23 protein-coding genes, 1 pseudogene and 1 riboswitch are annotated in these 20,884 nt (G+C 71.2%); of the genes and pseudogenes, 7 read left to right on the top strand and 17 right to left on the bottom strand.

Annotated features, from left to right (window positions below; translation table 11 throughout):
* Window positions 1-21 precede the first annotated feature (21 nt).
* From GPJ59_RS03255 to GPJ59_RS03235, 5 genes are read right to left on the bottom strand one after another with little or no spacing between them, the layout of a single operon-like run.
* A complete protein-coding gene (locus GPJ59_RS03255) occupies window positions 22-582 on the bottom strand; it encodes a DUF7676 family protein (protein WP_219664795.1) in 561 nt (186 codons plus the stop codon).
* The gene (locus GPJ59_RS03250; protein ID WP_219664792.1) at window positions 579-1,328 is read right to left on the bottom strand and encodes a (2Fe-2S)-binding protein; all 750 of its coding nucleotides are present in this window, start codon (window positions 1,326-1,328) and stop codon (window positions 579-581) included. Before GPJ59_RS03250 ends, GPJ59_RS03255 begins: the two co-directional genes overlap by 4 nt.
* On the bottom strand, window positions 1,322-2,392 hold the full coding sequence (locus GPJ59_RS03245; RefSeq protein WP_219664791.1) for an ABC transporter ATP-binding protein: 1,071 nt from the start codon (window positions 2,390-2,392) through the stop codon (window positions 1,322-1,324). The genes GPJ59_RS03250 and GPJ59_RS03245 overlap by 7 nt, the downstream gene beginning before the upstream one ends.
* Window positions 2,389-3,492, bottom strand: coding sequence for a FecCD family ABC transporter permease (locus tag GPJ59_RS03240; protein ID WP_258023784.1), 1,104 nt, complete (start codon window positions 3,490-3,492; stop codon window positions 2,389-2,391). The genes GPJ59_RS03245 and GPJ59_RS03240 overlap by 4 nt, the downstream gene beginning before the upstream one ends.
* Window positions 3,489-4,724, bottom strand: coding sequence for an ABC transporter substrate-binding protein (locus GPJ59_RS03235; protein WP_258023783.1), 1,236 nt, complete (start codon window positions 4,722-4,724; stop codon window positions 3,489-3,491). The genes GPJ59_RS03240 and GPJ59_RS03235 overlap by 4 nt, the downstream gene beginning before the upstream one ends.
* A 228-nt stretch (window positions 4,725-4,952) precedes the next feature.
* Window positions 4,953-5,139, bottom strand: a riboswitch (cobalamin riboswitch).
* A gap of 259 nt (window positions 5,140-5,398) precedes the next feature.
* Between GPJ59_RS03235 and GPJ59_RS03230 the strand changes: the two genes are divergently transcribed.
* Complete coding sequence (locus GPJ59_RS03230; RefSeq protein ID WP_219664790.1) at window positions 5,399-5,875, top strand: cupin domain-containing protein; 477 nt, start codon at window positions 5,399-5,401, stop codon at window positions 5,873-5,875.
* A 262-nt stretch (window positions 5,876-6,137) separates the two neighbouring features.
* Here GPJ59_RS03230 and GPJ59_RS03225 read toward each other — a convergent pair whose 3' ends face one another.
* Window positions 6,138-7,622, bottom strand: coding sequence for an aminotransferase-like domain-containing protein (locus tag GPJ59_RS03225; protein ID WP_219664789.1), 1,485 nt, complete (start codon window positions 7,620-7,622; stop codon window positions 6,138-6,140).
* A 53-nt stretch (window positions 7,623-7,675) separates the two neighbouring features.
* Here GPJ59_RS03225 and GPJ59_RS03220 point away from each other — a divergent pair, with 53 nt between their 5' ends.
* Both GPJ59_RS03220 and GPJ59_RS03215 read left to right on the top strand, forming a co-directional pair.
* Entirely contained in the window at window positions 7,676-9,223 is a 1,548-nt protein-coding gene (locus GPJ59_RS03220; protein WP_219664788.1) for a DUF885 family protein, read from the top strand.
* Window positions 9,220-9,846, top strand: coding sequence for a LysE family translocator (locus GPJ59_RS03215; RefSeq protein ID WP_219664787.1), 627 nt, complete (start codon window positions 9,220-9,222; stop codon window positions 9,844-9,846). The genes GPJ59_RS03220 and GPJ59_RS03215 overlap by 4 nt, the downstream gene beginning before the upstream one ends.
* Before the next feature lie 369 nt (window positions 9,847-10,215).
* Here GPJ59_RS03215 and GPJ59_RS03210 read toward each other — a convergent pair whose 3' ends face one another.
* The 7 genes from GPJ59_RS03210 to GPJ59_RS03180 form a co-directional block, all read right to left on the bottom strand.
* On the bottom strand, window positions 10,216-10,713 hold the full coding sequence (locus GPJ59_RS03210; RefSeq protein ID WP_219664786.1) for a hypothetical protein: 498 nt from the start codon (window positions 10,711-10,713) through the stop codon (window positions 10,216-10,218).
* Window positions 10,714-10,777: 64 nt separating this feature from the next.
* Window positions 10,778-11,542, bottom strand: coding sequence for a hypothetical protein (locus GPJ59_RS03205; RefSeq protein WP_219664785.1), 765 nt, complete (start codon window positions 11,540-11,542; stop codon window positions 10,778-10,780).
* A gap of 532 nt (window positions 11,543-12,074) precedes the next feature.
* Window positions 12,075-12,413 (bottom strand): helix-turn-helix domain-containing protein, encoded by a 339-nt coding sequence (locus GPJ59_RS03200; protein ID WP_219664784.1) that lies wholly within the window; start codon window positions 12,411-12,413, stop codon window positions 12,075-12,077.
* 603 nt (window positions 12,414-13,016) lie between these two features.
* Complete coding sequence (locus GPJ59_RS03195; RefSeq protein ID WP_308120101.1) at window positions 13,017-13,307, bottom strand: CBS domain-containing protein; 291 nt, start codon at window positions 13,305-13,307, stop codon at window positions 13,017-13,019.
* Between the two features lie 459 nt (window positions 13,308-13,766).
* Window positions 13,767-13,970: a cold-shock protein gene (locus GPJ59_RS03190; RefSeq protein WP_219664783.1), complete on the bottom strand. Its 204-nt coding sequence runs from the start codon at window positions 13,968-13,970 to the stop codon at window positions 13,767-13,769.
* 430 nt (window positions 13,971-14,400) lie between these two features.
* A complete protein-coding gene (locus tag GPJ59_RS37050; protein WP_258023794.1) occupies window positions 14,401-14,976 on the bottom strand; it encodes a serine/threonine-protein phosphatase in 576 nt (191 codons plus the stop codon).
* Window positions 14,977-15,086: 110 nt separating this feature from the next.
* Window positions 15,087-15,308: a CarD family transcriptional regulator gene (locus GPJ59_RS03180; protein ID WP_219664782.1), complete on the bottom strand. Its 222-nt coding sequence runs from the start codon at window positions 15,306-15,308 to the stop codon at window positions 15,087-15,089.
* A gap of 519 nt (window positions 15,309-15,827) precedes the next feature.
* Here GPJ59_RS03180 and GPJ59_RS03175 point away from each other — a divergent pair.
* Window positions 15,828-16,838, top strand: coding sequence for a quinone oxidoreductase family protein (locus GPJ59_RS03175; protein WP_219664781.1), 1,011 nt, complete (start codon window positions 15,828-15,830; stop codon window positions 16,836-16,838).
* Window positions 16,839-16,968: 130 nt separating this feature from the next.
* On the opposite strand, the pseudogene GPJ59_RS03170 reads toward GPJ59_RS03175, so the two are convergent.
* From GPJ59_RS03170 to GPJ59_RS37040, 3 genes and pseudogenes are all read right to left on the bottom strand, one after another.
* Window positions 16,969-17,654, bottom strand: a pseudogene (locus tag GPJ59_RS03170) (response regulator).
* Between the two features lie 9 nt (window positions 17,655-17,663).
* Window positions 17,664-17,948, bottom strand: a complete 285-nt coding sequence (locus tag GPJ59_RS37045) for a sensor histidine kinase (protein ID WP_258023793.1) — start codon at window positions 17,946-17,948, stop codon at window positions 17,664-17,666.
* 127 nt (window positions 17,949-18,075) lie between these two features.
* Window positions 18,076-18,273 (bottom strand): histidine kinase dimerization/phosphoacceptor domain-containing protein, encoded by a 198-nt coding sequence (locus GPJ59_RS37040; RefSeq protein WP_258023792.1) that lies wholly within the window; start codon window positions 18,271-18,273, stop codon window positions 18,076-18,078.
* Between the two features lie 122 nt (window positions 18,274-18,395).
* Between GPJ59_RS37040 and GPJ59_RS03160 the strand changes: the two genes are divergently transcribed.
* Genes GPJ59_RS03160 through GPJ59_RS37030 form a run of 3 tightly spaced genes read left to right on the top strand, consistent with a single transcriptional unit; the run spans window position 18,396 to window position 19,699 of the window.
* Complete coding sequence (locus GPJ59_RS03160; RefSeq protein WP_219664780.1) at window positions 18,396-18,545, top strand: hypothetical protein; 150 nt, start codon at window positions 18,396-18,398, stop codon at window positions 18,543-18,545.
* A 9-nt stretch (window positions 18,546-18,554) separates the two neighbouring features.
* The gene (locus tag GPJ59_RS37035; protein ID WP_258023781.1) at window positions 18,555-19,424 is read left to right on the top strand and encodes an ABC transporter permease; all 870 of its coding nucleotides are present in this window, start codon (window positions 18,555-18,557) and stop codon (window positions 19,422-19,424) included.
* Window positions 19,322-19,699, top strand: coding sequence for an ABC transporter permease (locus tag GPJ59_RS37030; RefSeq protein WP_308120099.1), 378 nt, complete (start codon window positions 19,322-19,324; stop codon window positions 19,697-19,699). The genes GPJ59_RS37035 and GPJ59_RS37030 overlap by 103 nt, the downstream gene beginning before the upstream one ends.
* 283 nt (window positions 19,700-19,982) lie before the next feature.
* Here GPJ59_RS37030 and GPJ59_RS03150 read toward each other — a convergent pair whose 3' ends face one another.
* Window positions 19,983-20,864 (bottom strand): hypothetical protein, encoded by an 882-nt coding sequence (locus GPJ59_RS03150; protein WP_219664779.1) that lies wholly within the window; start codon window positions 20,862-20,864, stop codon window positions 19,983-19,985.
* Window positions 20,865-20,884: the final 20 nt, after the last annotated feature.

Raw genomic sequence — 20,884 nt, 5'->3', positions numbered from 1 at the left:
CAAGCGGGAGCCGTCCGTACGTCAGCCGCTGTGGCGGAACCCCTTGCCGGTGCGGTCGAGGGGGTCGGGCGAGAGGCCGAGGAAGCGGTCGCGGAGGGTGTCCCAGGCGGTGAGGCGGGTGAAGTCGGGGGCGTCGAGGATCTCCTGGCGGTCGGTGAGGAACGGGTTGGGCAGCAGAATGGTCATCATCTGCTCGTCGCGGCCGTTGAACAGGCGGGCTCCCCAGCTGACGGGGGCCCCGTCGGCGCCGAGGCTGCGGTAGAGCTCGGCACGGGAGCAGCGGCGGATCCGGCCGAGTTCGGGGCCGGAGGCGGTGTGCTCGCCGATGCACAGGTGGAAGTGCCAGGCGCCGAAGTCGACGGTGGCGTAGCCGTCGTTCATGGTGATGGCGGTGGGGGCGCCCGGGGCGCCGACCTCCCAGGCGGCGCCTTCGATGATGGGCCCGAAGTGGATGTGCTGCCAGTGGTCGGTGAAGACGGTGGTGACGAGGTCGAGGAGGGTGGCCTCGTCGGCCGGGAGCGGCCAGACGTGCTGGGTGCCGCCGCCGGGGGTTTCGATCACGGTCGGCTCGGTGGTGGTCATGAGGTCTTCTCCTTGGGGTCGAGGACGCAGTCGCCGCAGGTGCCCGCGCCCGGCACGCGGTAGTACAGGCAGCAGCTGCGGCGCCGGAAGGCGAGCGGTGAGGCGGGGGCGACGCGGTACGTGCCGGCACCCGCCAGCGGCGGCCGGTCCAGCAGTCCGCGGACGAGGGGCACCACGGGGTACGGGGTGTGCGGCTCCCTGGCGAGCAGGACGCGGTGGGCGCCGATGAGTGCCGAGGCCGCGTTGCCGCGCAGGGTGTGCGGGGAGACGCCGGACACGCGCCGTACGGCGTCGGCCCAAGGGTCCAGGTTCTGTACGCCGACGGTGTGGTGCAGGGCCGGGAGCGGTTCCCGGCCCACCTCCCGCAGGTCGGGCAGCCACAGGTCGAGCGGCCCGGCGGCGGGCAGGCGCCACCACAGCCGGGCCGGACCCAGATCGGGCACGCGGCCCGTGAGCGCGGCGCAGGCCAGGGCGATCGACCAGAGCCGGGAGGCAGTGCCCAGGTGCAGGGTGGACGCGGCCACCCTCGGCCGGCCGGAGCCCAGCCGCCCGGAGACGGTCCGTACGCATTCCTCCAGCACGCCCGGGTCGGCGTACAGGTCGGTCAGCGGGCGGAAGCCTCCCCCAGAGCCTTCGGCCTGGGAGGTACCCCCAGCCTCGGGGCGGGGGCCGGTGGCCACCGCGAAGTAGGGGCCGATCGCGGAGATCCGGGCCAGGGTGTCGGACGTGATGACCGCGCTCACCATGTCCGTACCGTCCGTGTCAGCTCGTGGAAGCTGTGCGTGTGGACGACCCGCCCGTCCGGTCCGGTGAGGGTGAACCGGTCCGCTCCGTCACAGCCCACCCGTGCGGCGGCGGCCGCGTCGCCCGGGTCCGCGACGGCCAGTCCCTCCCGGGCAAGGGCACGTTCGAGGAGCGGCAGCACGTCCGGCGGTGCCTCCACCGCCACGCCGGCCCGCGCGGTGCGGCGCAGCCCGAAGGTGCCGGAGACCGGGTCGAAGGCGAGATGGGCGGCGTCGAAGGCGGCGGCGACGGCTCTGCTGCGGATCAGGTCTTCGGGCGCTCCCGCGTGGACGCGTGAGCCGCGGTCGACGAGCCAGACGGCGTCGGCCACGCGCAGGGCCAGCTCCAGGTCGTGGGTGCTGATCACGACGGTCAGGCCCTTGTCCCGGGCGAGGTCGCGCAGCAGCACGGTGAGGGCCACGCGTGAGGGGACGTCGAGGAAGGCGGTCGGCTCGTCGAGGAGGACGACCTCGGGTTCCTGGGCGAGGGCGCGGGCGGTCAGGACGCGCTGGCGTTCGCCGTCGGAGAGTTCGGTGGCCGGCCGGCCCGCCAGATGCTCCGCGCCCACGGCCTTCAGTGACCACTCGACGGCCGCGTGGTCCGCGGCCGTGAGACGGCCGGTGAACCCGGTGTGCGGGTGGCGGCCGAGCCCGGCCAGTTCCCGTACGGACAGCAGCCCGGGGTCCACCCGGTCGGTCAGGACGACCGCCAGCCGCCGGGCGAGAGCGGCCGGCGGCTGGTGCGCCAGGTCGGCCCCGCCGATGCGTATCCGGCCGTCGAGCGGCGGCAGGAGCCCGCACAGGGTGCGCAGCAGCGTGGACTTGCCCGCGCCGTTGGGGCCGAGCAGTACGGTCAGTTCCCCGGCCCGCGCCCGGAGGTCGAGCCCCGACAGCACGGCCCGGCCTGCCCCGCGTCCGCGCAGCGCCCGGGCGCGGTAGCCGACGGAGAGCCCCTGGGTGGCCAGGCCGCCGGGACGGTCCGGCCCGCCGGACGTGTCCGTGACGGGTTCGGTCAGCGTGTCGGTCATGAGGCCACTCCTTGTACGCCGCGGCGGCTGCGGATCAGGAACGCGATGACGACGGGGGCGCCGAAGAGCGAGGTGATGGCGTTGAGCGGCAGCACCGAGTCCGTGCCGGGCGGCTGGCTCAGCAGCGCGCACGCCAGCGCGAGGAAGGCCCCGGCGAGCATCGACGCGGGGATGAGCGCCCGGTGGTCGGAGGTCCCCAGCGCCACCCGCGTCAGGTGCGGGACGGCCAGGCCCAGGAAGGCGACCGGGCCGCAGAACGCGGTTGCCGCGCCCGCCAGCAGCGAGGTGCCCAGCAGCGCCAGATCGCGGCTGCGCCGTACGTTCAGGCCCATGGTGCGGGCGTAGTCCTCGCCGAGCAGCAGGGCGTTGAGGCGTTTGGCGGTCAGCAGCGCGGTCAGCAGGCCCGCGCCGATGACGGGCAGCATGACGTGGAGGTCGGGCCAGGTCGTGGCGCTGAAGCTGCCCAGGCCCCACATGACGAACTGCTGGGCGCGCTCGGGGCGGGCGTAGACGAGCATCACGCCGACCACCGCGGTGGCCGCAGAGCCGATCATGACGCCGATGACGAGCAGGGTGACGGCCGACTGCACCCACCGCGAGAGGAGAAGGACGAGGGCCAGCACGGCGGCGGCGCCGAGCGAGGCGGCCAGGACGACGCCCACACGCCCCAGCCCGGCCAGGTTTCCGGTGAAGCTGCCGGCCACCCCGCCGGTGCCGACCACCACGGCGGCGACGCCCATGCTCGCGCCCGAGCTCACCCCGAGGGAGAACGGGTCGGCCAGCGCGTTGCGGAACAGGGTCTGCATCTGTACGCCGGCCACGGCGAGGGCGGCGCCGACGGCTGCGGCGGTCAGCGCGCGCGGCAGCCGGACCTGCTCGACGATCACGGTCCATCTCGGGTCGTCGGCGGTGCCGCCGAGCAGGATCCGCGCCACCTCCGCGACCGGCACCCGGTGGGAGCCGGTCGCGACGGTGAGGACGAACAGCGCGGCGGTACCGGCCGCCAGGGCGAGGACGACGGCGAGGCGCCGCCGCCGGGGCCGTACCGCCCGCGGGGCGTCCGGGACGGGGGACGGCGCGGTTGCCAGGTGCGTCGTCATGCCTTGGGAACCTGCGTGTAGAAGGTGAAGGTGTGGTCCTTCGCCTGGTCCGGGTGGATCAGCGCGAAGAGGTCGGCGAGGACCAGGTCCGGGCGCAGCACACCGCGCTCGAAGTAGTCGTTGCCGCCGCCGGGTCCGAGCGCCTTGGTGTTCGTCCACACCGCACCGCCGGTGAGGGCCTTCAGCTGCCCGTACCGGCTGTCGGCCTTCACCGCGTCGGCAGTGGACTTCCACTTCTGGTCGGCGATCCAGACCGGGGCCTCGCCGGCCTTGGCGTACACGGCCTCGAAGTTCAGCTGGAGGTTGCCGGTGCCCGCCTCACCGGCCCAGGGGTAGGTGCCGCCCGCGTCCTTGATCAGCTGGGCGGCGTAGCTGCCGCCGGCGGGCATGTACCAGGTGCCCTGGTACATCGTGCCGGGCAGCACCTCGACGGGCTTGCCCGCCTCGACCGCCTGCGCGCCCTTCTCGGCGACCTTCCGGTAGTCGCCCTCGACGGTGTCGAAGACCTCGCCGGCGCGCTTCTCCGCTCCGGTGAGCGCGGCCATTGCCTTGACCCACTCGGCGCGGCCGAGCGGGCTCGGCTCCAGCCATTCGGCGTTGGCGACCACGGCGATGCCGGCCTGGCGCAGCTTCGGGTACTGCGGATCGTCGGTGCCCTGGGTCATCAGCACGTCCGGCTTGGCACCGATGACCGTCTCGGCGTCGATGGTCCGGTCCTTGGCGTACTCGGTGACCTTTCCTGCCTTCACGCGCTCGATCACCTGGGCGGAGGAGATGTTGGTGGTGCTCGCCACACCCGTCAGGACGTCCAGGGTGCCGGTCTCGGTCAGCAGTGGAAGGTGGGTGGTGGAGGCGGAGTACAGGCTCTTGACGGGAACGGTGACCTGCTGCGCGGACGCCAGTTCACCGGTCAGCTCCGGCTTCGGCGCACCGCACTTGACCAGCACGTACGACTCGGGCTTCCCCTTGGGGAACGGCTCGTTGACGGTGAGGACCTGATAGCTCTTCTCGTACCGGAGCGTGAAGTTCTTGGCGTGCTTCACCGTCGACTTGACCGGGAAGTAGTCCTTGGCCGGGTCGAAGTCTTTGATGCAGCCTTCCGCGGCGGCCTGGGGCTTGGCGTCGACGGGCGAGCCGGAGCCGCCGCCGCACGCGGTGAGAGCGAAGGCGACGGTGAGAAGGGCCGCCGCAGCGGCCTGACGGCGGCCGGGCATGACGGATCGTACGGACAAGGTGACTCCTGGTGACGTGCGCGGGTAGTGCGTACCGGCATGCCGGTACGCGTGATGCGGCGTACGGGAAGGAAGCCGCTGAGGGGGGAAGGCCGTCAGAACCTGGGGGAACGGGCCCGTGCGTCAGCCCGGGCAGGTCGGCCCCGACGGGCCAAGGGCAGCGCAGAGCTGCCGCCACACATACGCAGGCACACGGGTGCCACCGCCTCTCCTGGGGAAATCCGCCCCGTACATCGAGGTGCGACGGCGTGAGTCTCCTGACTCGGGATCACAGCTTCTCCGGCCTTCCCACCCCCGGACGGGGCGGTGGCCATGGGTGGAGTCGCTCCCCCTACACAGTGGCGGTACCGTGCCGGAATCTCACCGGCTTCCTCGTTCCGCCGTCGCTTGTCGGACCGAAGCATCGCAGAACCGGCCACGGCCACGCCAGCCCCACACCTGTGCGACCAGCCACAGCAGTTGGCGCCCTGAGCGATGTACGGTCGGCACGCCCGCCGGCCCGCCCCGAGCGCGTCGACCGCTGCGGAATCCGACCGAGCCCGACGAGTGACCTGGGTCCGAGGTCTGGCGTTAGGTCGGCATGAGTCGTGCTGGTCCGAAGATTCCGCACGGCGGAATGTGGCAGGGGTCGCGGCCGGGTGCCGCGTACCGCCTTCGGTGACCGGGAGAGAAGCATGATCATCAAGGACGTCGGGCCGGACCCTCAAAGCTTCGACCTCGAGAAGGCGACGCTCGAGAACACGCACTATCGCGCGGTCGCCTGGTCCGGGAAGTACCTCCAGTTGACCCTCATGTCGATCCCGGTGGGTGAGGACATCGGCTTGGAGGCGCACCCGGAGACTGATCAGTTCCTACGACTCGACGCAGGCCGGGGCCGCGTCCAGATGGGCCGGACGAAGGATCGACTCGACTTCGACCGGGAGGTCGAGGACGGCTGGGCGATCTTCGTACCTGCCGGCACGTGGCACAACGTCACCAACATCGGTGACGAGACCCTGCAGCTCTACGCCGTGTACGCGCCGGTCCACCACGCGTCGAGCAAGATCCATGCGACAGCCGCCGACGCGGAGCGCGACGAGGACTCAGGCCACGACGAGCCGCCGAGCTGGTCGGTCCAGCCGGCCCAGCAGCCATCGGACGAGCACGCCTGACCGGCGAGGGCTCATCGCGACGGTGGTTCCTGTCCCCGGGCGGGCCGGGACAATCACGATCTTCCCTCCCGGCAGGCGTCCGAGCGTGCGCCCTGATCCACCAGCACTCCACCAAGGAGCACCAGCGCAAGCTCGCCGGTGACATCGACGCCACTGTCCGCGGCCGGCTCGCGTCGACGGACTGCGGGTCGGGCGTCGGCGCGAGGCGGATCGGCGTCCGGTGGCCGAGAGTGATGATGACGGCGCCCAATCTGATGCGCCGTTACCACTGGCACGTTGTGGCGCAGCGGGGGCCGGCGCTCCGGGACAGCGCGGCCCAGGCCGCCGCGAGGCGGTCGACCAGTGCTGCAGTGGTCTCCGGGGCGAAGGAAAAGGGCAGGCGGACGTAGTCGTCGTGGGCGCCCGTCGCGTCCATCGTGGCGCCCGGGATGACCTCCGCGCCGTGGCGCAGTGCCACGCGCGCGTAGAGCCGGGCGTCCGTGCCCCCGGGCAGCTGGACCCACAGAACGGAGCCACCCTGGGGTGCCTGCCAGCGCCAGTCCGGAAGGTGCTCGGCAAGCAGCCGGGTGATGGTGGCCAGCCGCTCGCGGCGGATGCGGGCCCGTTCGGGCGCGAGAGCCGGGAGCGTGGGGAGGAGCCGGGCGGCGAGGGCCTGGTCGAGGAGCGGGCTGCCCAGGTCGTCGAGTGCTTTGAGCCGGGCCAGGCGTGCCACCGTGTCCTGCGGCGCGCGGATCCAGCCGATCCGCAGACCGCCCCAGACGGCCTTGGCCAGCGAACCCACCGTCAGCACGGTTCCCCCGGCGGGGCTCGCGGCGATCGGTGGCGGAGCCTGACCGGGGGCGAGCCCCGCCGCGTGGGCGCTGTCCTCCAGGACGATGACGCCGTGTTCGGCGGCGAGCTCGGCCACCCGGCGACGACGGCCGGCGGACATCAGGACGCCGGTGGGGTTGTGACAGGTCGGCATGAGGTAGAGCAGCGCGGGCCGGTGTTCGGCGAGCGCGGCGGCGAGCCGGTCGATCCGGACCCCGTCGGAGTCGAGGGGGACGCCGACCAGCCGGGAGCCGGCCGCTCTGAGGACGTCCAGGCAGCCCGGCCATCCGGGGGATTCCACGAGGGCGGTGGACCCGCGCCCGAGGAACAGCTGGGCACTCAGGGCGACGGCCTGCGTGGCACCGGTGGTCACCACCACCTGGCCGGGCTCGGTCGGCAGCCCGTGCACCGTGTGGTGAGCGGCTATTGCCTCACGCAGCGCGGGGAGCCCGGCCGGGTGGTAGCCCGCATCACTGATCAGCCCGGGCAGGTCCTCGCGGACCATGTCGAGCAGTGCTCGGGTCAGGTCCGGGCCGCCGGCCTCGGCCGCCTGCCCCAGCGAGATGAGGTCCGGCGGCTGTGTGATCAGCCGTTGGACCACTGCGGTGGCCTGACCGCCGCGTACCCGCCCGTCCACCGGAAGCCGGTGTGCCACGGCCCCTCCCGACACCTGCGTGCCGCTGCCCCGACGGGTCTCGGCCAGGCCCGACCCGCGCAGCGCGTCGTACGCGGCCACGACCGTCGCCCGGCTGACCGAGAGGGCGTCGGCGAGCCGCCGCTCGGACGGGAGGCGGTCCCCGGTCCGCAGGTCCCCGGACCGTACGGCTCGGCCGACCGCATCGGTCAGCCGCCGGTACAGCGGCCCCTCGCCTGAACTCCAGTCGCCCAGCAGGTCGATCAGCTCGTCCAGCCCGGGGGCCTGACGATTCCGGTCCACATTCCCCTCCATTGGCACGGGAGCACGCGCCGCCGTGACGAGAGGCTAACGGCATGACATCCACCTCACGCCTCTCGCCCCTCGACCCCCGGCTCGCAGCCATCTGCGACCTCTCTGTCTCCGCCGCGCGAGACGGCGCGGGACGGCACGAGTACGACGGAACCGTCCAGGACCTGTCCCCGGACGGAGTACGACGCGGCCTCGCCGCCCTCGGCGGCCCCGCGGGTACCGAGCCCTGTCCGGACCCGCACGACGAGGCACATGCGGCGGCCGCGGAGGAAGCCCTCCGGGTCCGCTTCGGCGAGCTCGAACTGCACCGGAGCAACCCCGTGTGGCACATCGAGAACCTGGACCTGACCGGGTACGACCGCCCGTACGCGCCCGCGGCCGAGCGGGACGCGGCCCGGTCGGCCCACCTGCGCCGGTGGCCGGACGCGGTGGACGCGGCGGTCGAGGCGCTGGACCGCGTCCCCGCCGCGCTGGCCAAGGCGACACTGCCGCTCGCCCGTGGCCTGAGCACCTTTCTCGACCCCCGGAGCGGCCCCGTCCATACGGCCGCCGGCCGGGCGCACGCCCGCCTCATGACCCACCTGGAACTGGCCGCCGCCGAAGGAGCGCCGTCGGCGGCACTCGGCGGCCCCGCCCTCGCCCGGCTCCTCGGCGCGGCCGAAGCCTGCACCTTCGACCTCACCGCGATGTCCGCGCGGGTCGACGCGGAACGGGACCGGCTGCGCGCCCTGCTGGACGAGTCGCTCCGCCGTATCGACCCCGCGGCCGCGCCCGCCGACACGGTACGGGCCCTCCAGGCCGACCACCCCGACGCCGACAGCCTGCTGGACGAGTTCGCGGCACTCGTCGACGAGACGATCGCGTGGACGGCCCAGCGTGATCTCGTGCCCCATCACGACGTCGAGGTGGCCGTTCGGCCGATGCCCGACTCCCAGCGCCGGGCGCTGGCCGGCCTCTTCGCGTCCGCGCCCCACGAGGCCGAAGCGGCCGCCGACTTCCGCGTCACCCTCCCGGACAGGGGCTGGACGAGGGCGGAGAGCAAGCAGTGGCTGTCGACCGGCTTCAACCGGACCCTGATGCCCAACATGGCCGTCCACGAGGTGGCACCCGGGCACGCCAGCCACTTCAGGGCGCTGCGCCGTGCGGCGACCGATGTCCGCCGCACGCTCCACTCCGACGCCTTCATCGAGGGGTGGGCCCACTACTGCGAGGAGCTGGCACTGGAGCAGGGCTTCCGCGACGGCGACCCGCGCGTCGCCGTCGCGGTCGCCCAGGACGGGCTGCGCAGAGTCACCCGCTTCGCCTGCGCCATCGGACTCCACACCGGAGCCATGACCCTGTCCGACGCAGCGGCGCGGTTCACCGAGGACGTCTCGCTGGCCGGGCCCGCAGCCCTGCACGAGGCCGAGCGCGGGCTGTTCGAACCCAGCTACGGCCGCTACACCTGGGGCAAGTTCGCCGTTCTCGACCTGCGCGAGCAGGCAAGGGCACGCTGGGGCGGCGACTTCTCACTCCGTCGTTTCCACAGAGCCCTCTTCGACCTCGGTGCCCCGCCCCTGGGCCTGCTGCACACGGCACTGGAACGCGGATGACCTCACTCGCCGCCTTCGCCCTCGCCTCCCTGATCCTGGTGGCCGTACCCGGACCCAACCTGATCTACATCATCACGTGCAGCGCGCGGGACGGACGGCAGGCCGGCATCGTCTCGGCTCTCGGTGTGGAGACGGGCACGCTCCTCCACGTCATCGCCGCCGCCTGCGGACTGGCGACGCTCATCGCGGGCCACCCGTCCGCCCTCGCCGTCCTGCGCTACGCGGGCGCCGGCTACCTCACCTACCTGGGCGTACGAGCGCTGCGCCGCCGGCCGTCCTCTGCTGTCGACGCCGCCGACACCGCCGGCCGTCCCGCTCGACGCCGGCTGCTCCGGCTCTATCTCGACGCGGTCCTCGTCAACCTGCTCAACCCCAAGGTCGTCCTCTTCTTCCTGGCCTTCCTGCCGCAATTCCTGCCCACCGGCCTGACCCCGGCGGACACCCGGACCCACATGCTTCTCCTCGGTGCGGTCTTCCTGGCCATCGCTCTTGTCCTGGACCTCTGTTACGCACTCGTCGGCGCCGCACTCACCGGCCGACTCCGCGGCACCCCCCGCCGCGACCGCGGTCTGTCCTGCCTGACCGGTGGCGTCCACCTCGGCTTGGCAGCCCTGGTGCTCTAGATGACAAACGAGCCCCAGGTCGCTGACCTGGGGCTTCGCAGAAGAGCGGATGACGGGAATCGAACCCGCTCCATAAGCTTGGGAATCACCGCTTCCCGCAACGCCTGTATGGCTCCTGACCTGCGGATACGCTCCCTTCACCGAGCCTTTCGCGAGGCCCCGTTTGTGCCCGTGACGACCGCTGTTTACCGCCCTGAAGGGCACGGATGGGGCACGCGCCCGGCAGTGAGCGACGACGAGGGTCTGTGGGGGACTCGTGGGGCGGAGCTTCTGGGCGGTGGCCGGCTTGAGCCTGGCCCGCTTCGCGCCTGCAAGCGTGGGCTGTCGCCTCTGTTCCGCTTGGAATGGAAGATCGTTTACGGTGCGGCCTCAGCAGCCCTCGATGTCGTCAGCGCAGCCGTGTACGTTGGCGGGCTCGAGGGCCTTGAGGTTCCAGACGAGCAACCCCTGGGGCTCGGCCTTGCCTGATGCCGGTGCGACGGTCACGGTGACAGGCGGTCCTGCGGGGAAGTTGACGCGGAGGACGTCGGCACCTGTGCAGGCAACGTCGAACTGTCTTTTCGACGTGCCGCGGGTCAGGAGGAGCGTCACTTTGGGTACGTCGTCGCTGTCGCACACGATGTCGAAGCGGTATGGCTTGTTGCCGCTGGTCTCCAGCGTTTCATTGACGCCCGAGGCCACGTGCGGGGCGCCCGATCGGAAGCGGCGTGTCGGCGTGTCGGCGTCCTTCAAGGCCGCTTGTGCCCTTTGCAGGGCGTCGTCAGGCTCCCATTCCGTTCCCGGTTCGTACGGGGGCGTTTCAGTGCTCGTACAGCCGGTGAGAGCAGCGGCGATGGCTAAGGCAATGACGGGCCTCGGTATGCGCATGACGGCGTCCTCGGTTCCGGCCGTGGGGCCCGCCCGATGACGGCGGGCGCCACGGCTGCTCGTTCTAGTGGCTACGGCGGTACAGCCCCGGTCCACACACCTTCGCACAGGGGTCGTCCGGTCGGACGGCGCCCTGCGCGGTGGCTGCGAAGCCGGCCGCCGGCGGGGGCACGAGCTGGTACTCGCGGCCGACGGCGCCTGCTTGGGCGTTCCCGTACGTGGTGACCTCGCCGTCCGACCAGCGGACGAACAAGTCGTCCTCCCAGTCGTTCATGCCGTACTCGCCGAGGGCGATGACACGTGCGTGGGTCCAGGTGGAGCTTGATTCGACGACTTGCTCGTTCTGCAGGCGTCCGGAGTTCACGTCGGGGAAGACGCTCACCGTTCCGCTGGCCCATACGACGAGCAGGTCGTGGTTGGGGTCGGTGCCGTTGCTGTCCCCGTCGAGGTCACCGCCGGTGATGAGGCTTGCTGTCTTCCATGCGTCGTTCGGGCCGACGAGCTGCTCTTCGGCGTGCAGGCCGTTGCCGTCAATGTCGATGTACTTGGTGACCTCTCCGTCATTCCAGCGGACGATGAGGTCGTCGGGCCACTGGTTACCGCCGTACTTGCCGGTGGCGAAGCCGCGGGCGTACTCCCATACCGAGTGCGGTGCCGCGAGCGTGATCTCGTTGGGAAGGTGCTGATCCAGTGCTGTAGGGAGCTTGGTGCCCTCACTGACGTCCGGGTAGAGGGTGACTTCCCCGTCCACCCACTTGACGATGAGGTCATAGGCGTTGGTACCCGCATAGTCACCGGCGGTGATGAGGTCGGCGTAGTTCTTCCACATGTCGTTGGGTTGGGCCAGCTGCGTTTCGCAGGGCTCACCGGGCTTGCAGCCGGCGTAGAAGCCGAAGCTCGGCGTAGTGCGGCGAGATCGCTGTGGTGATCCACCGCCCGCGGCCGTCGTCAGAGGGGCCGGAGGCGGTGAACCCCGAAGTAGGCGCAGACCTCCCCCACCTTCGAACCCGCGCTACAGGCTTGGGAATCACCGCCGCTCTGACCGCCGATACGGCCTTTGACCTGCGGACAAGCTTCTCCGTCGGGCCTGTCGAGAGGTTCCGCTCGCACCTGTGATGACCGCTGTTCACCGCTCCGAAGGGCACGGATGGGGCACGGACGAGGCACGGATGGATCAGCTCGGCTGGGCGGGGCCTCCATCGCCGAGGAATCGGGCGGCTACGGCGGACACGTCGGCCAAGGTGTCGGGCCCGCCGGCGGCGATGGGTACCACGTGGTCGATGGCGGCGGACGGCGCGTCCGGCCACGGTGCTGCCCGGTCCACTGGGCAGAAGCCGAGTCGCTGCGGGCGCAGGCGCCGCTCAGCCCTCGGCCGGAGGCTCTCCCTCGGCCGCCGCGCGGCGGTATTCGGCGTTGATGCGCTGGGCTTCTTCGAGCTGGTCCTCAAGGATGATGATGCGGCAGGCGGCCTCGATGGGCGTGCCCTGGTCGACAAGTTCCCGGGCGCGGGCGGCGATGCGCAGCTGGTAGCGGGAGTAGCGCCGGTGGCCGCCCTCGGAACGCAGCGGCGTGATGAGGCGGGCCTCCCCGAGAGCGCGGAGGAACCCGGGGGTCGTGCCGATCATGTCGGCGGCCCGGCCCATGGTGTAGGCGGGGTAGTCGTCATCGTCGAGACGGCCGAGGGCATCGTCTGCTGTCATTCTCACCTCTCTGGGGGAGGGGCCGAGGAGACCTGCGCTCTGGCGCCTTCGGACACCAGAGCGCCCGAGGAGGACCGTGATCCGGTGGTGGTCCGTACGCGGAGCCACACGCCGGCACAATCCTCGCGGTGCCGTGTCCGCTCGGGCACGGATGCTCTCCGCCCAACCTTCCGGTGTGCGTCGGGGGCCCGACGCCTTCACCGAGGGTAATGCTCCCATCCGTACCACCGGTACCACGGAGCCGTGCCGTGATCCCGGGCGTGCCCGCATCACGGCCGACGTCCGAAGGTCCTCCGCCGCGTGACTCCGCCGGGGCGAGCGTCTCCCGCTCGCGAGAGCGGCCGAACGACAGCCGGAGGTCGGCGTGAACGCAGTCGGCTTCCGCGTCTCGTACGGGATGTGCGCCCGCCGCAGGGTCAGGCCGCCGTGGACGTGCCGGGCAGGGTGGACGCCTGCCGGACCGGGCCGTCCGTGGCCGCGGAGCGGGTACGTCAGGTGAAGCCGAGCCGGGTCATGGCACGGACGACCTCGCGGGCAAGGAGAGACGGGATCGGCTGGTACAGCGGTGGGGCGGGTGGGTGTGCTCGGCCTCGGCCCGCGTCGTCAAGGACGGGACGGAAAGCCCGCAGGGCGCAGGTCACGCAGCTGTACCCGGTCTGTGTAGGCGGAAGTGGCGCGGAAGCCGTTGAGCTGGGCCCGGGTGACGAGGCCGGTGGGCCGGCCGTCGTCGTCCCGGACGATGAGGCGCCCGGTGCGTGCGCCGCTCATGACCGCCAGAGCCACCTCGACGGTCATGTCGGCCCAGACATGCGGCTCTGCCTCGCCGGCCGGGGGCGCGGGCGGGCTGCCGGCGGCGGTGTGCGCGGGGTCGAGCTGTGCCTGAGTCGATGTCACATGCGGCTCCTGGGTGGGAGAGAGAGGAGTGTCGGCCCCGGTACCAGGGTTCTGGTCGCCGGGGCTGGGATCCGGAGCGCATGACGGGGTCGGAAGTATCGCGTCGAGCCCCCGCCTTCGGCGCCGGGCGCGGCGAGCAATCGTCTCGGCATGTCGAGATCGGCGAAAGCCGTCACGGGGGAGAGCGTGGGGATGATCGACGGAGCCGGCGCGAATCCCCCCGGCCCCTGTCCGCCATTGCCGTCACGGATGTCCGGGATACGGCGCGCCGTGCCCGTGCTGTTCATGTGGGACCGCATCGACGCGGTGAACATCCATGAATTCCCCGGCGATCGAATGACGTGGAGAATTCCGAGAAGACTTCGAATGGATATGAAATCCGAGTCGGCGGAGAGAAGAATGCGGCTGGGGCCCGCACCCCGAGGGATGCGGGCCCCAGCCACGTCGTGCGCGTCAGGGTCAGGCGAGAACGATGTTCTCGGCCGTCGGGCCCTTCTGGCCCTGCGCGATGTCGAAGGTGACCTTCTGGCCTTCCTGCAGCTCGCGGAAGCCCTGGGCGGCGATGTTCGAGTAGTGGGCGAACACGTCGGGGCCACCACCGTCCTGCGCGATGAAGCCGAAGCCCTTTTCTGCGTTGAACCACTTCACGGTGCCACTGCTCATGTCATATCTCTTTCTGGGGGCTCATCGGCATCCGCACTGCGCGGATGCTGTGTCGCCGTGATGATTACCCCGCCGGAGAGACCGGAGACGAAAAAGCACTCCCAGGGGCCGACGGGCTTGACTGGGGGCACTTGAAGTTTCGGGAACCACAACTGCAACTGAAATCGAGACTAGCATGCGGACTCGATTGTTCCCGGTTCGATGGCGCCACTATTTCTAGACGTCAAAAAGACTGACTTCGCGACCCCTCGCATTTCTCATCCCGCCGGCACAGATACTCGTTCGCGGCGTGGAGAGATCGGGGGGACGACAGACCGGCAGCCGTCACCTCCACATGCTCCGCGGCAGGGGGATCATGCGTGCTCCGACGACGGGGCGGGGGTGGGAAGGTGGCTGCGATGAGACCCCGCCCTCCGTCTCCCAGGCGTTCTCACCGGCCAGGGCCTCCCGCAGGCGGCGGCCGGTGGCGTCCTCGTCGGACATCAGCCTTGCGGCGGAGGCGGGTTCGGTCTCCGGGGGAATCACGAGCAGGTCGCAGCGGCCGAGGTTGCCCGAAGCGGTCCCGCAGCGCGTCCACCAGGGGCGGCACTCGGTGGCGAGATCGCGTGAGTACGGCCACAGGCGCCGTCCAGCAGCCCGGCCAGGGAAGTGCGCGGTGTGAGTGCCAGGCGTGCCTGGCGGGTGGCCGGACGCGCCGAGTCTCCGTCACCCTCGTCCGCGCCACTCGACGAGGACGAGGGCGGCGGCGTCGGTGGTGGTCGGCCCGCGGGCCCGTCTGTGTGTAGGACAGATCGCGTGCCACGGCCCGTACGCCTCGGTCGGTCTGGCCCAGTCGATGGACCCAGCCGATCAGCTTGTTCTCGCCGAACTCCTCCTTCCTGGCCTCGTGTTCCTCGATCAGGCCGTCGGTGAAGCAGGGGATCCGGTCCTCGGGCGGGAGGGCCACCTCGCTGACCTGGGGCTGGTCTCCGTCGAAGCCGGCAGGGAGGGTGGCGGGGCTGTTCAGGCGGCGCGAGGAAGCGGTCTTCGGACACTACGGCCTCGCCTACCAACCCGGGACGAACGGCGAACGGGCGCCCCTCATGCCGCCGGGCGCATGCGCAGCTCCTTCCGCGCCTACAGCTTGCTCATCTTGGAGTAGGGACTCAGGATCCGCTCCTGAGTCGAGCCGAAATCCACGACCGCCGCGATCCCGTCCTCGATGCCGATGACCCGGCCGAGGCCGTGCACGTCGTGTGTGACCAGGTCGCCTACGGCGAACTGCTTGGGAGGCAGCGTGACCGGGGCCTTGAAGGGGCTGGTGGGCAAATGGCGCTTCGGTGCACTTGGCTTTGTCATTGCCGCCAGTATGCGCCCACGCGTATCCGTTCACTGCGGCCGTTCACGTCCACAGCGCGAGGTGGCGAAGAATGATCTCGATGAAAGACAACAGTCCCAGGTCTCTGACCTGGGACTTTGCAGTGGAGCGGATGACGGGAATCGAACCCGCGCCATAAGCTTGGGAATCACCGCACCACATCTCGATCATCTGGTCTCTGACCTGCGAAAACGCCCCCTCATGTGGAGTTTCTCGCTGGCCCTGAGATACCCGCGTCGACCACTGCTCACCGCCCTGAAGGGCACGGATGGGGCACGGGCCCCATCCGTGTGGCGGGGTGGGCGGATTCGTGACCGTCATCGTGAGGCCGGGGCCGGCTCGGCAGGGGGCCGCCGGCCGCTTTGCAGGCGGGACCGGTCACCAGGTGTGGTGCGGGTCGCGGGACAGGGCTGTGGCCGGGGCGGTGGGCTGGTCTGCTTGCCGGGAATCGGATCACCATCAACGGGGTTGCTGGGGGATGAGCCGACGATTGGAGGGTCATGCGAGCGATTCAGGTGTACGAAGTGGGCGGTCCCGAGGTGCTGCAGGAGGCCGAGGTGGACCAGCCGCGGCCGGGTCCGGGCGAGGCGGTCGTGGAGGTCGCCGCATCCGGGGTCAACTTCCTCGACGTCTACCACCGCGAAGGCCGGTACAGCCTCCCGCTGCCCTTCACCCCGGGCGCTGAGGGCGCCGGCACGGTCGTCGAAGTCGGACCCGGCGTCGCTGACGTCGCAGTCGGGGACCGGGTCGGCTGGGTGGAGATTCCGGGCACGTATGCCGAGCGGGCCGTCGTGGACTCCTCCCGGCTGGTGCCGCTGCCCGACGACATCGGCTTCGAGACAGCCGCCGCCGTGCTCCTCCAAGGCATGACCGCGCACTATCTCGTCAAGGACGCCTACCCGGTTCAGGGGGGCGACACGGTGCTCGTGCATGCGGCTGCTGGTGGCATGGGGCTGCTTTTGACCCAGCTCATCACCCATCTCGGCGGCAGGGTGATTGGCACGACGTCGACCACGGCGAAGGCCGAGCTGGCGAAGCGTGCCGGGGCCGCCGAGGTGATCCTTTCCTCCGCGGTCGACGACCTCGCAGCCGAGGTGAGGCGGCTCAACGGCGGTCAGGGACTGCCGGTTGTCTTCGACGGCGTCGGCGCGCACACCTTCGACGCGAGCCTCGCCAGCCTGCGAGCCCGCGGCCATCTCGTACTCTTCGGCGCGGCAAGTGGTGCCGTGCCGCCGTTCGATCCGATTCGGCTCGCCCACGGCGGATCGCTGACCCTGATCCGGCCCAGCCTCGGGGACTTCATCGCCGATCGGTCCGAACTGCTCCGACGGGCCGCCGATGTGTTCGAGTGGGTGCGCTCCAAGGCGCTTGAGATCACCGTAACGGGCCGCTACGCATTGTCCGAGGCCGCTCAGGCCCACAGCGATCTGGAGGGTCGGCGTACCACCGGCAAGCTGCTCGTCATACCCGGTGCGGCCGCTGTGGGACGCCGCGAGGAGCCGCAGAGCTGATCGCGGGTGACGAGGTCGGGATCTTGGAGACTGAGTTGTCGTTCCTGAGTGCCGTCGGTGACCCGCTGTTCACCGCCGTGATGGGCACGGATGGGGCACGGGAAGGCGGCGGAGCGGCCGGAGACCGAGGTCAGGCGGATTCGCCGGGGGTGACGAGCCCCGTCTCGTAGGCGAGGACGACGGCCTGGGCCCGGTCGCGCAGGGTCAGCTTGGCGAAGATCCGGGCCACATGGGTCTTCACCGTCGCTTCGCTCAGTGTCAGTTCCTGGGCGAGTTCGGTGTTGGACAGGCCCTTGCCCATGAGGGTCAGCACTTCGCGTTCGCGCGGTGTCAGTACGGCGAGGTCGCGGTGGACGGCAGGGGGCGTCGAGCCCGGAGCGCCGCGTGCGGCACCGGAGGTATGGCGCTCCACCAGGCGGCGGGTGATCGAGGGGGCGAGCAGTGCGTCGCCGGTGTCGACCAGGCGTACGGCGGCGGCGAGGTGCGCGGGGGTGACGTCCTTGAGCAGGAAGCCGCTGGCGCCGGCGGCGAGGGCCGCGTAGACGTAGGCGTCGAGGTCGAAGGTGGTCAGCATGATCACTCGGCAGCCCGGGGTCTGGGCGAGGACATGGCGGGCAGCCTCCAGGCCGTCCATGTTCGGCATGCGGATGTCCATGAGGAGACGTCGGGCCGCAGGCGGCGTACGGCTTCGACGGCCTCGGCTCCGTCCGCGGCCTCGCCGACCACGTCGATGCCGCGTGCGGTCAGAATCAGGCGGAAACCGGCGCGGACCAGCTCCTGGTCGTCAGCGATCACGACGCGGGGCGCGGGGGCCATCGGGGGCCGTCATGGCCGGTCCAGTGGGATCCGGGCGCGGACGCGGTAGCCGCCGCCCAGGCGGCGCCGGGCGTCCAGGTCGCCGCCGTACACGGCGACCCGCTCTCGCAGGCCGAGCAGTCCGCGTCCCGCTCCGTGGGTCTGGACAGGGGCCGGACGGCTGCGGTGCCCGGTCGCGGACCCCGCCAGGACGCTCGGTCCGCTGTTGAGGACTTCGACGCGCAGGTAGTGGTCCGCGCATCGCACGGTCACCTCGGCTTTCGCTCCGTCGCCGTGCTTGAGGGCGTTGGTCAGCGCCTCTTGGACGATCCGGTAGGCGGTGACATCGATCCCGGTCGGCAGCGGGCGGGGGCTCCGGAGATCCGCACTTCCACGGGCAGGCCGGCGAAGGCGATCCGGTCGATCAGCGGGCTGAGCCGACTCAGGCTGGGCTGGGGTGCCAGGTCCTGGCGTACGGTGCGTCGTCGTCGCCGCTCTGCGCGGGCGCGAGCAGGCCGAGCAGGTGACGCAACTCGGTCATCGCGGTCCGCCCGGCGCTCTCCACAGCGCTCATTGCCGCCTCGGCCTCCTCCGGCAGGGTGGCCAGGACCTCGCGGGCGGCCCCGGCCTGGACCACCATCAGGCTCACGTTGTGGCTGACGATGTCATGGAGCTCGGCTGCGATCCTGGCCCGCTCGGCGTTGACCGCCGTCCGCGCAGCGCTCTCACGCTCCCGCCCAACTGCACCCGGCCACCGCCCAGATGCTGTACCGCTTCACGAACGCCGCGACCGATCAGGACGTGCGTGCCGGCCTCACCACGGCCACCGCCGAACTGCCCGCCGGTTCGCTGACCACCGCGCAGTCCTACCTCACCCTCAAGCGGGCCTTCTCCGCACAGGCCGACGCCTAGCTGCCGTTCATGACCCTCTTCGGCTTCCTCGGCCTCCTGGTCTCCGTACTGATCGTCGGCAATGTCGTCAGCGGGGCGGTCGTCTCCGGGCACCGGTACATCGGCGTGCTCAAGTCGCTGGGTTTCACCCCGAACCAGGTGGTGGCGGTCTACCTGACGATGGTCTCCTTCCCCGCGGTCATCGGCTGCGCCCTCGGCACCCTGATCGGCGACGCGGTGGCCGGCCCCATCCTGCGGGTGGCCTTCTCCGGCATCGAAACGGGCAGTGCCTCCATCGGCGTCAGCTGGTGGCCGTCCGCCGTCTGCCTGGTGGGCATGCCCGCCCTCGTCGCCGTCGCCGCCCTGATCCCCGCCGTCCGCGCGCACCGGCTGTCCGCGGTCCAGGCGATCACAGCGGGCAGCGCTCCGCGGAACGGGCGCGGACTGCGCATCCAGCGCGGACTCGGTGGGACTCGGCTGCCGCGTGCCATGAGTCTCGGTCTCGGCCAGCCGTTAGCCCGGCCGGGCCGCTCCCTGCTCACCATGGCCGCCATCGTCCTCGGGGTCACCACCGTGACCCTGACGACCGGCCTGACCGGCACCATGGTCGCCTACGGGAACGCGGGCAAGGGCGACGGGGCCGCCCGGGTCGACGTGCAGGCCGGCTCGCCCACGGCGCCGACGCCCAGCGCTACCTCGAAGCGGTCAGGGCGACCGATCCGGCCCTCCGTGCCGCCCTGCATCACTCGTACAACACCGCCGCCACGACCGTGGTCGGCTTCGCGTCGGTCTTCACCGTGCTGCTCACCGTCGTCGCCGCGCTCGGCGTCTTCAACACCGTCCTGCTCAACATCCGGGAGCGACGCCGAGACCTGGGCATGCTCAAGTCGATCGGGATGACACCGCGCCAGGTCGTGCTGATGACCGTGTCGTCCGTCGCGGCCCTGGGCGTGGCCGGCGGGCTGCTGGGGATCCCCTTGGGGATCGCCGCTCACCGGCTGGTCGTGGACCACGTCGGAGTGGTCTCGTTCCCGGAGTCCATGAAGCAGGTCTGGCACCTGCCTCAGCTGTCCGCTCTGCTCCTGGCGGGTGTCGCGATCGCCGTGCTGGGCGCGCTGATCCCGGCGAGGTCGGCAGCGCGACTCACCATCGCCGAGGTGCTGCACAACGAGTGACCCGCCGCCCTCAGGACGGCGGGACAACGGCGAAGCCCCAGGTCGCTGACCTGGGGCTTCGTAGAAGAGCGGATGACGGGAATCGAACCCGCGCTACAAGCTTGGGAATCACCCGGCACTTGGGCGGGCACATGGCCTCTGACCTGTGCAGACGTCGGGGTCGGGCCCCGTTCCGGCTGCCCGTCCGCCTCCTTGGTGACCGCTGTTCGCCGCCCCTACTGGCACGTTGTGGCACGGCCTCCTATGACCGGCTTGCACCTCGGGGGGGCGGGAACGGGCGGGGTCAGACGCTCGCGCAGATCGCGCTCGCGCTGCTGATGGCGGTCGAGCGGGAGGGTTCGCGGACGGACGTCATCCAGCGGTAGCCGGCGTCGGAGCTGATGAATTCAGGACGGCTGGCGCTGACGACGGCGCTGTTGTAACCGCCGGGGCCTCCGCTCAGGATGGCCTTCCCCTGGGGACAGGTCACGGTGAGGCGGTTGGGGTTGGGGGTTTCCGCGCTGGGCGCCGTGATGATTTCGTATCCAGGCACGGGGTCTGCGCAGATCGCGGTGACGGCGAGGCCGACGCTGCTCTCGGAGAGCGACCGTCCGCTCGCCGTCCACATGTAGTACGGGACCCTCCCGGCCGGGATGGGGACGCTGTAGCGGAGCGTCGCGCTCGGCCCCAGGGCCTCTGCTCCGCCGCCCACGACCACCTTCCCCGACGGGCAGGAGACCTCGCGCGAGCCTCCGTTGGACACATTGGCGGAGGGCTGGCTGACGATCTGGTATCCGGGCAGGGCGGCGCTGTCGACGCAGATGATGTGCCCGGTCGTGGTCACCTGGCTCTGCCCGTCCTGGCGTGCCACGACGTTCCACCGGTACGTGCCACCGTCGTAGCTGGGGAAGCTGCCGAGGAGCAGGCCGTCGGGCCCCTGGGCCTCGCCGCCGCCGCCGACGACGACCTTCCCTTCCGGGCAGGCCATATACATCCGGGCGAAGTTGTCCGTGGTGGCCGGCCCGCCGTTGAACACCTGGTAGCCGGGAAGAGACGCTGCGGCTGTGCCGGCCGCCGGCTGTGCGGGTGCGGCGGGCACCGCCTGTCCGGGCGTCGTGGCACCCGCGGCGGTGGCGAGGGCGAGTGCGGCGGCGGCGAGCAGGCGCCGCGCTGTCGTGATCTTCATGGTGAACCGTTCCTGGCATC

The organism is Streptomyces bambusae (assembly GCF_019400985.1).
Lineage (GTDB): Bacteria > Actinomycetota > Actinomycetes > Streptomycetales > Streptomycetaceae > Streptomyces > Streptomyces bambusae_A.
The sequence above is the reverse complement of the archived record's forward strand: the minus strand, read 5'-3'. Positions and strand labels throughout refer to the sequence as shown.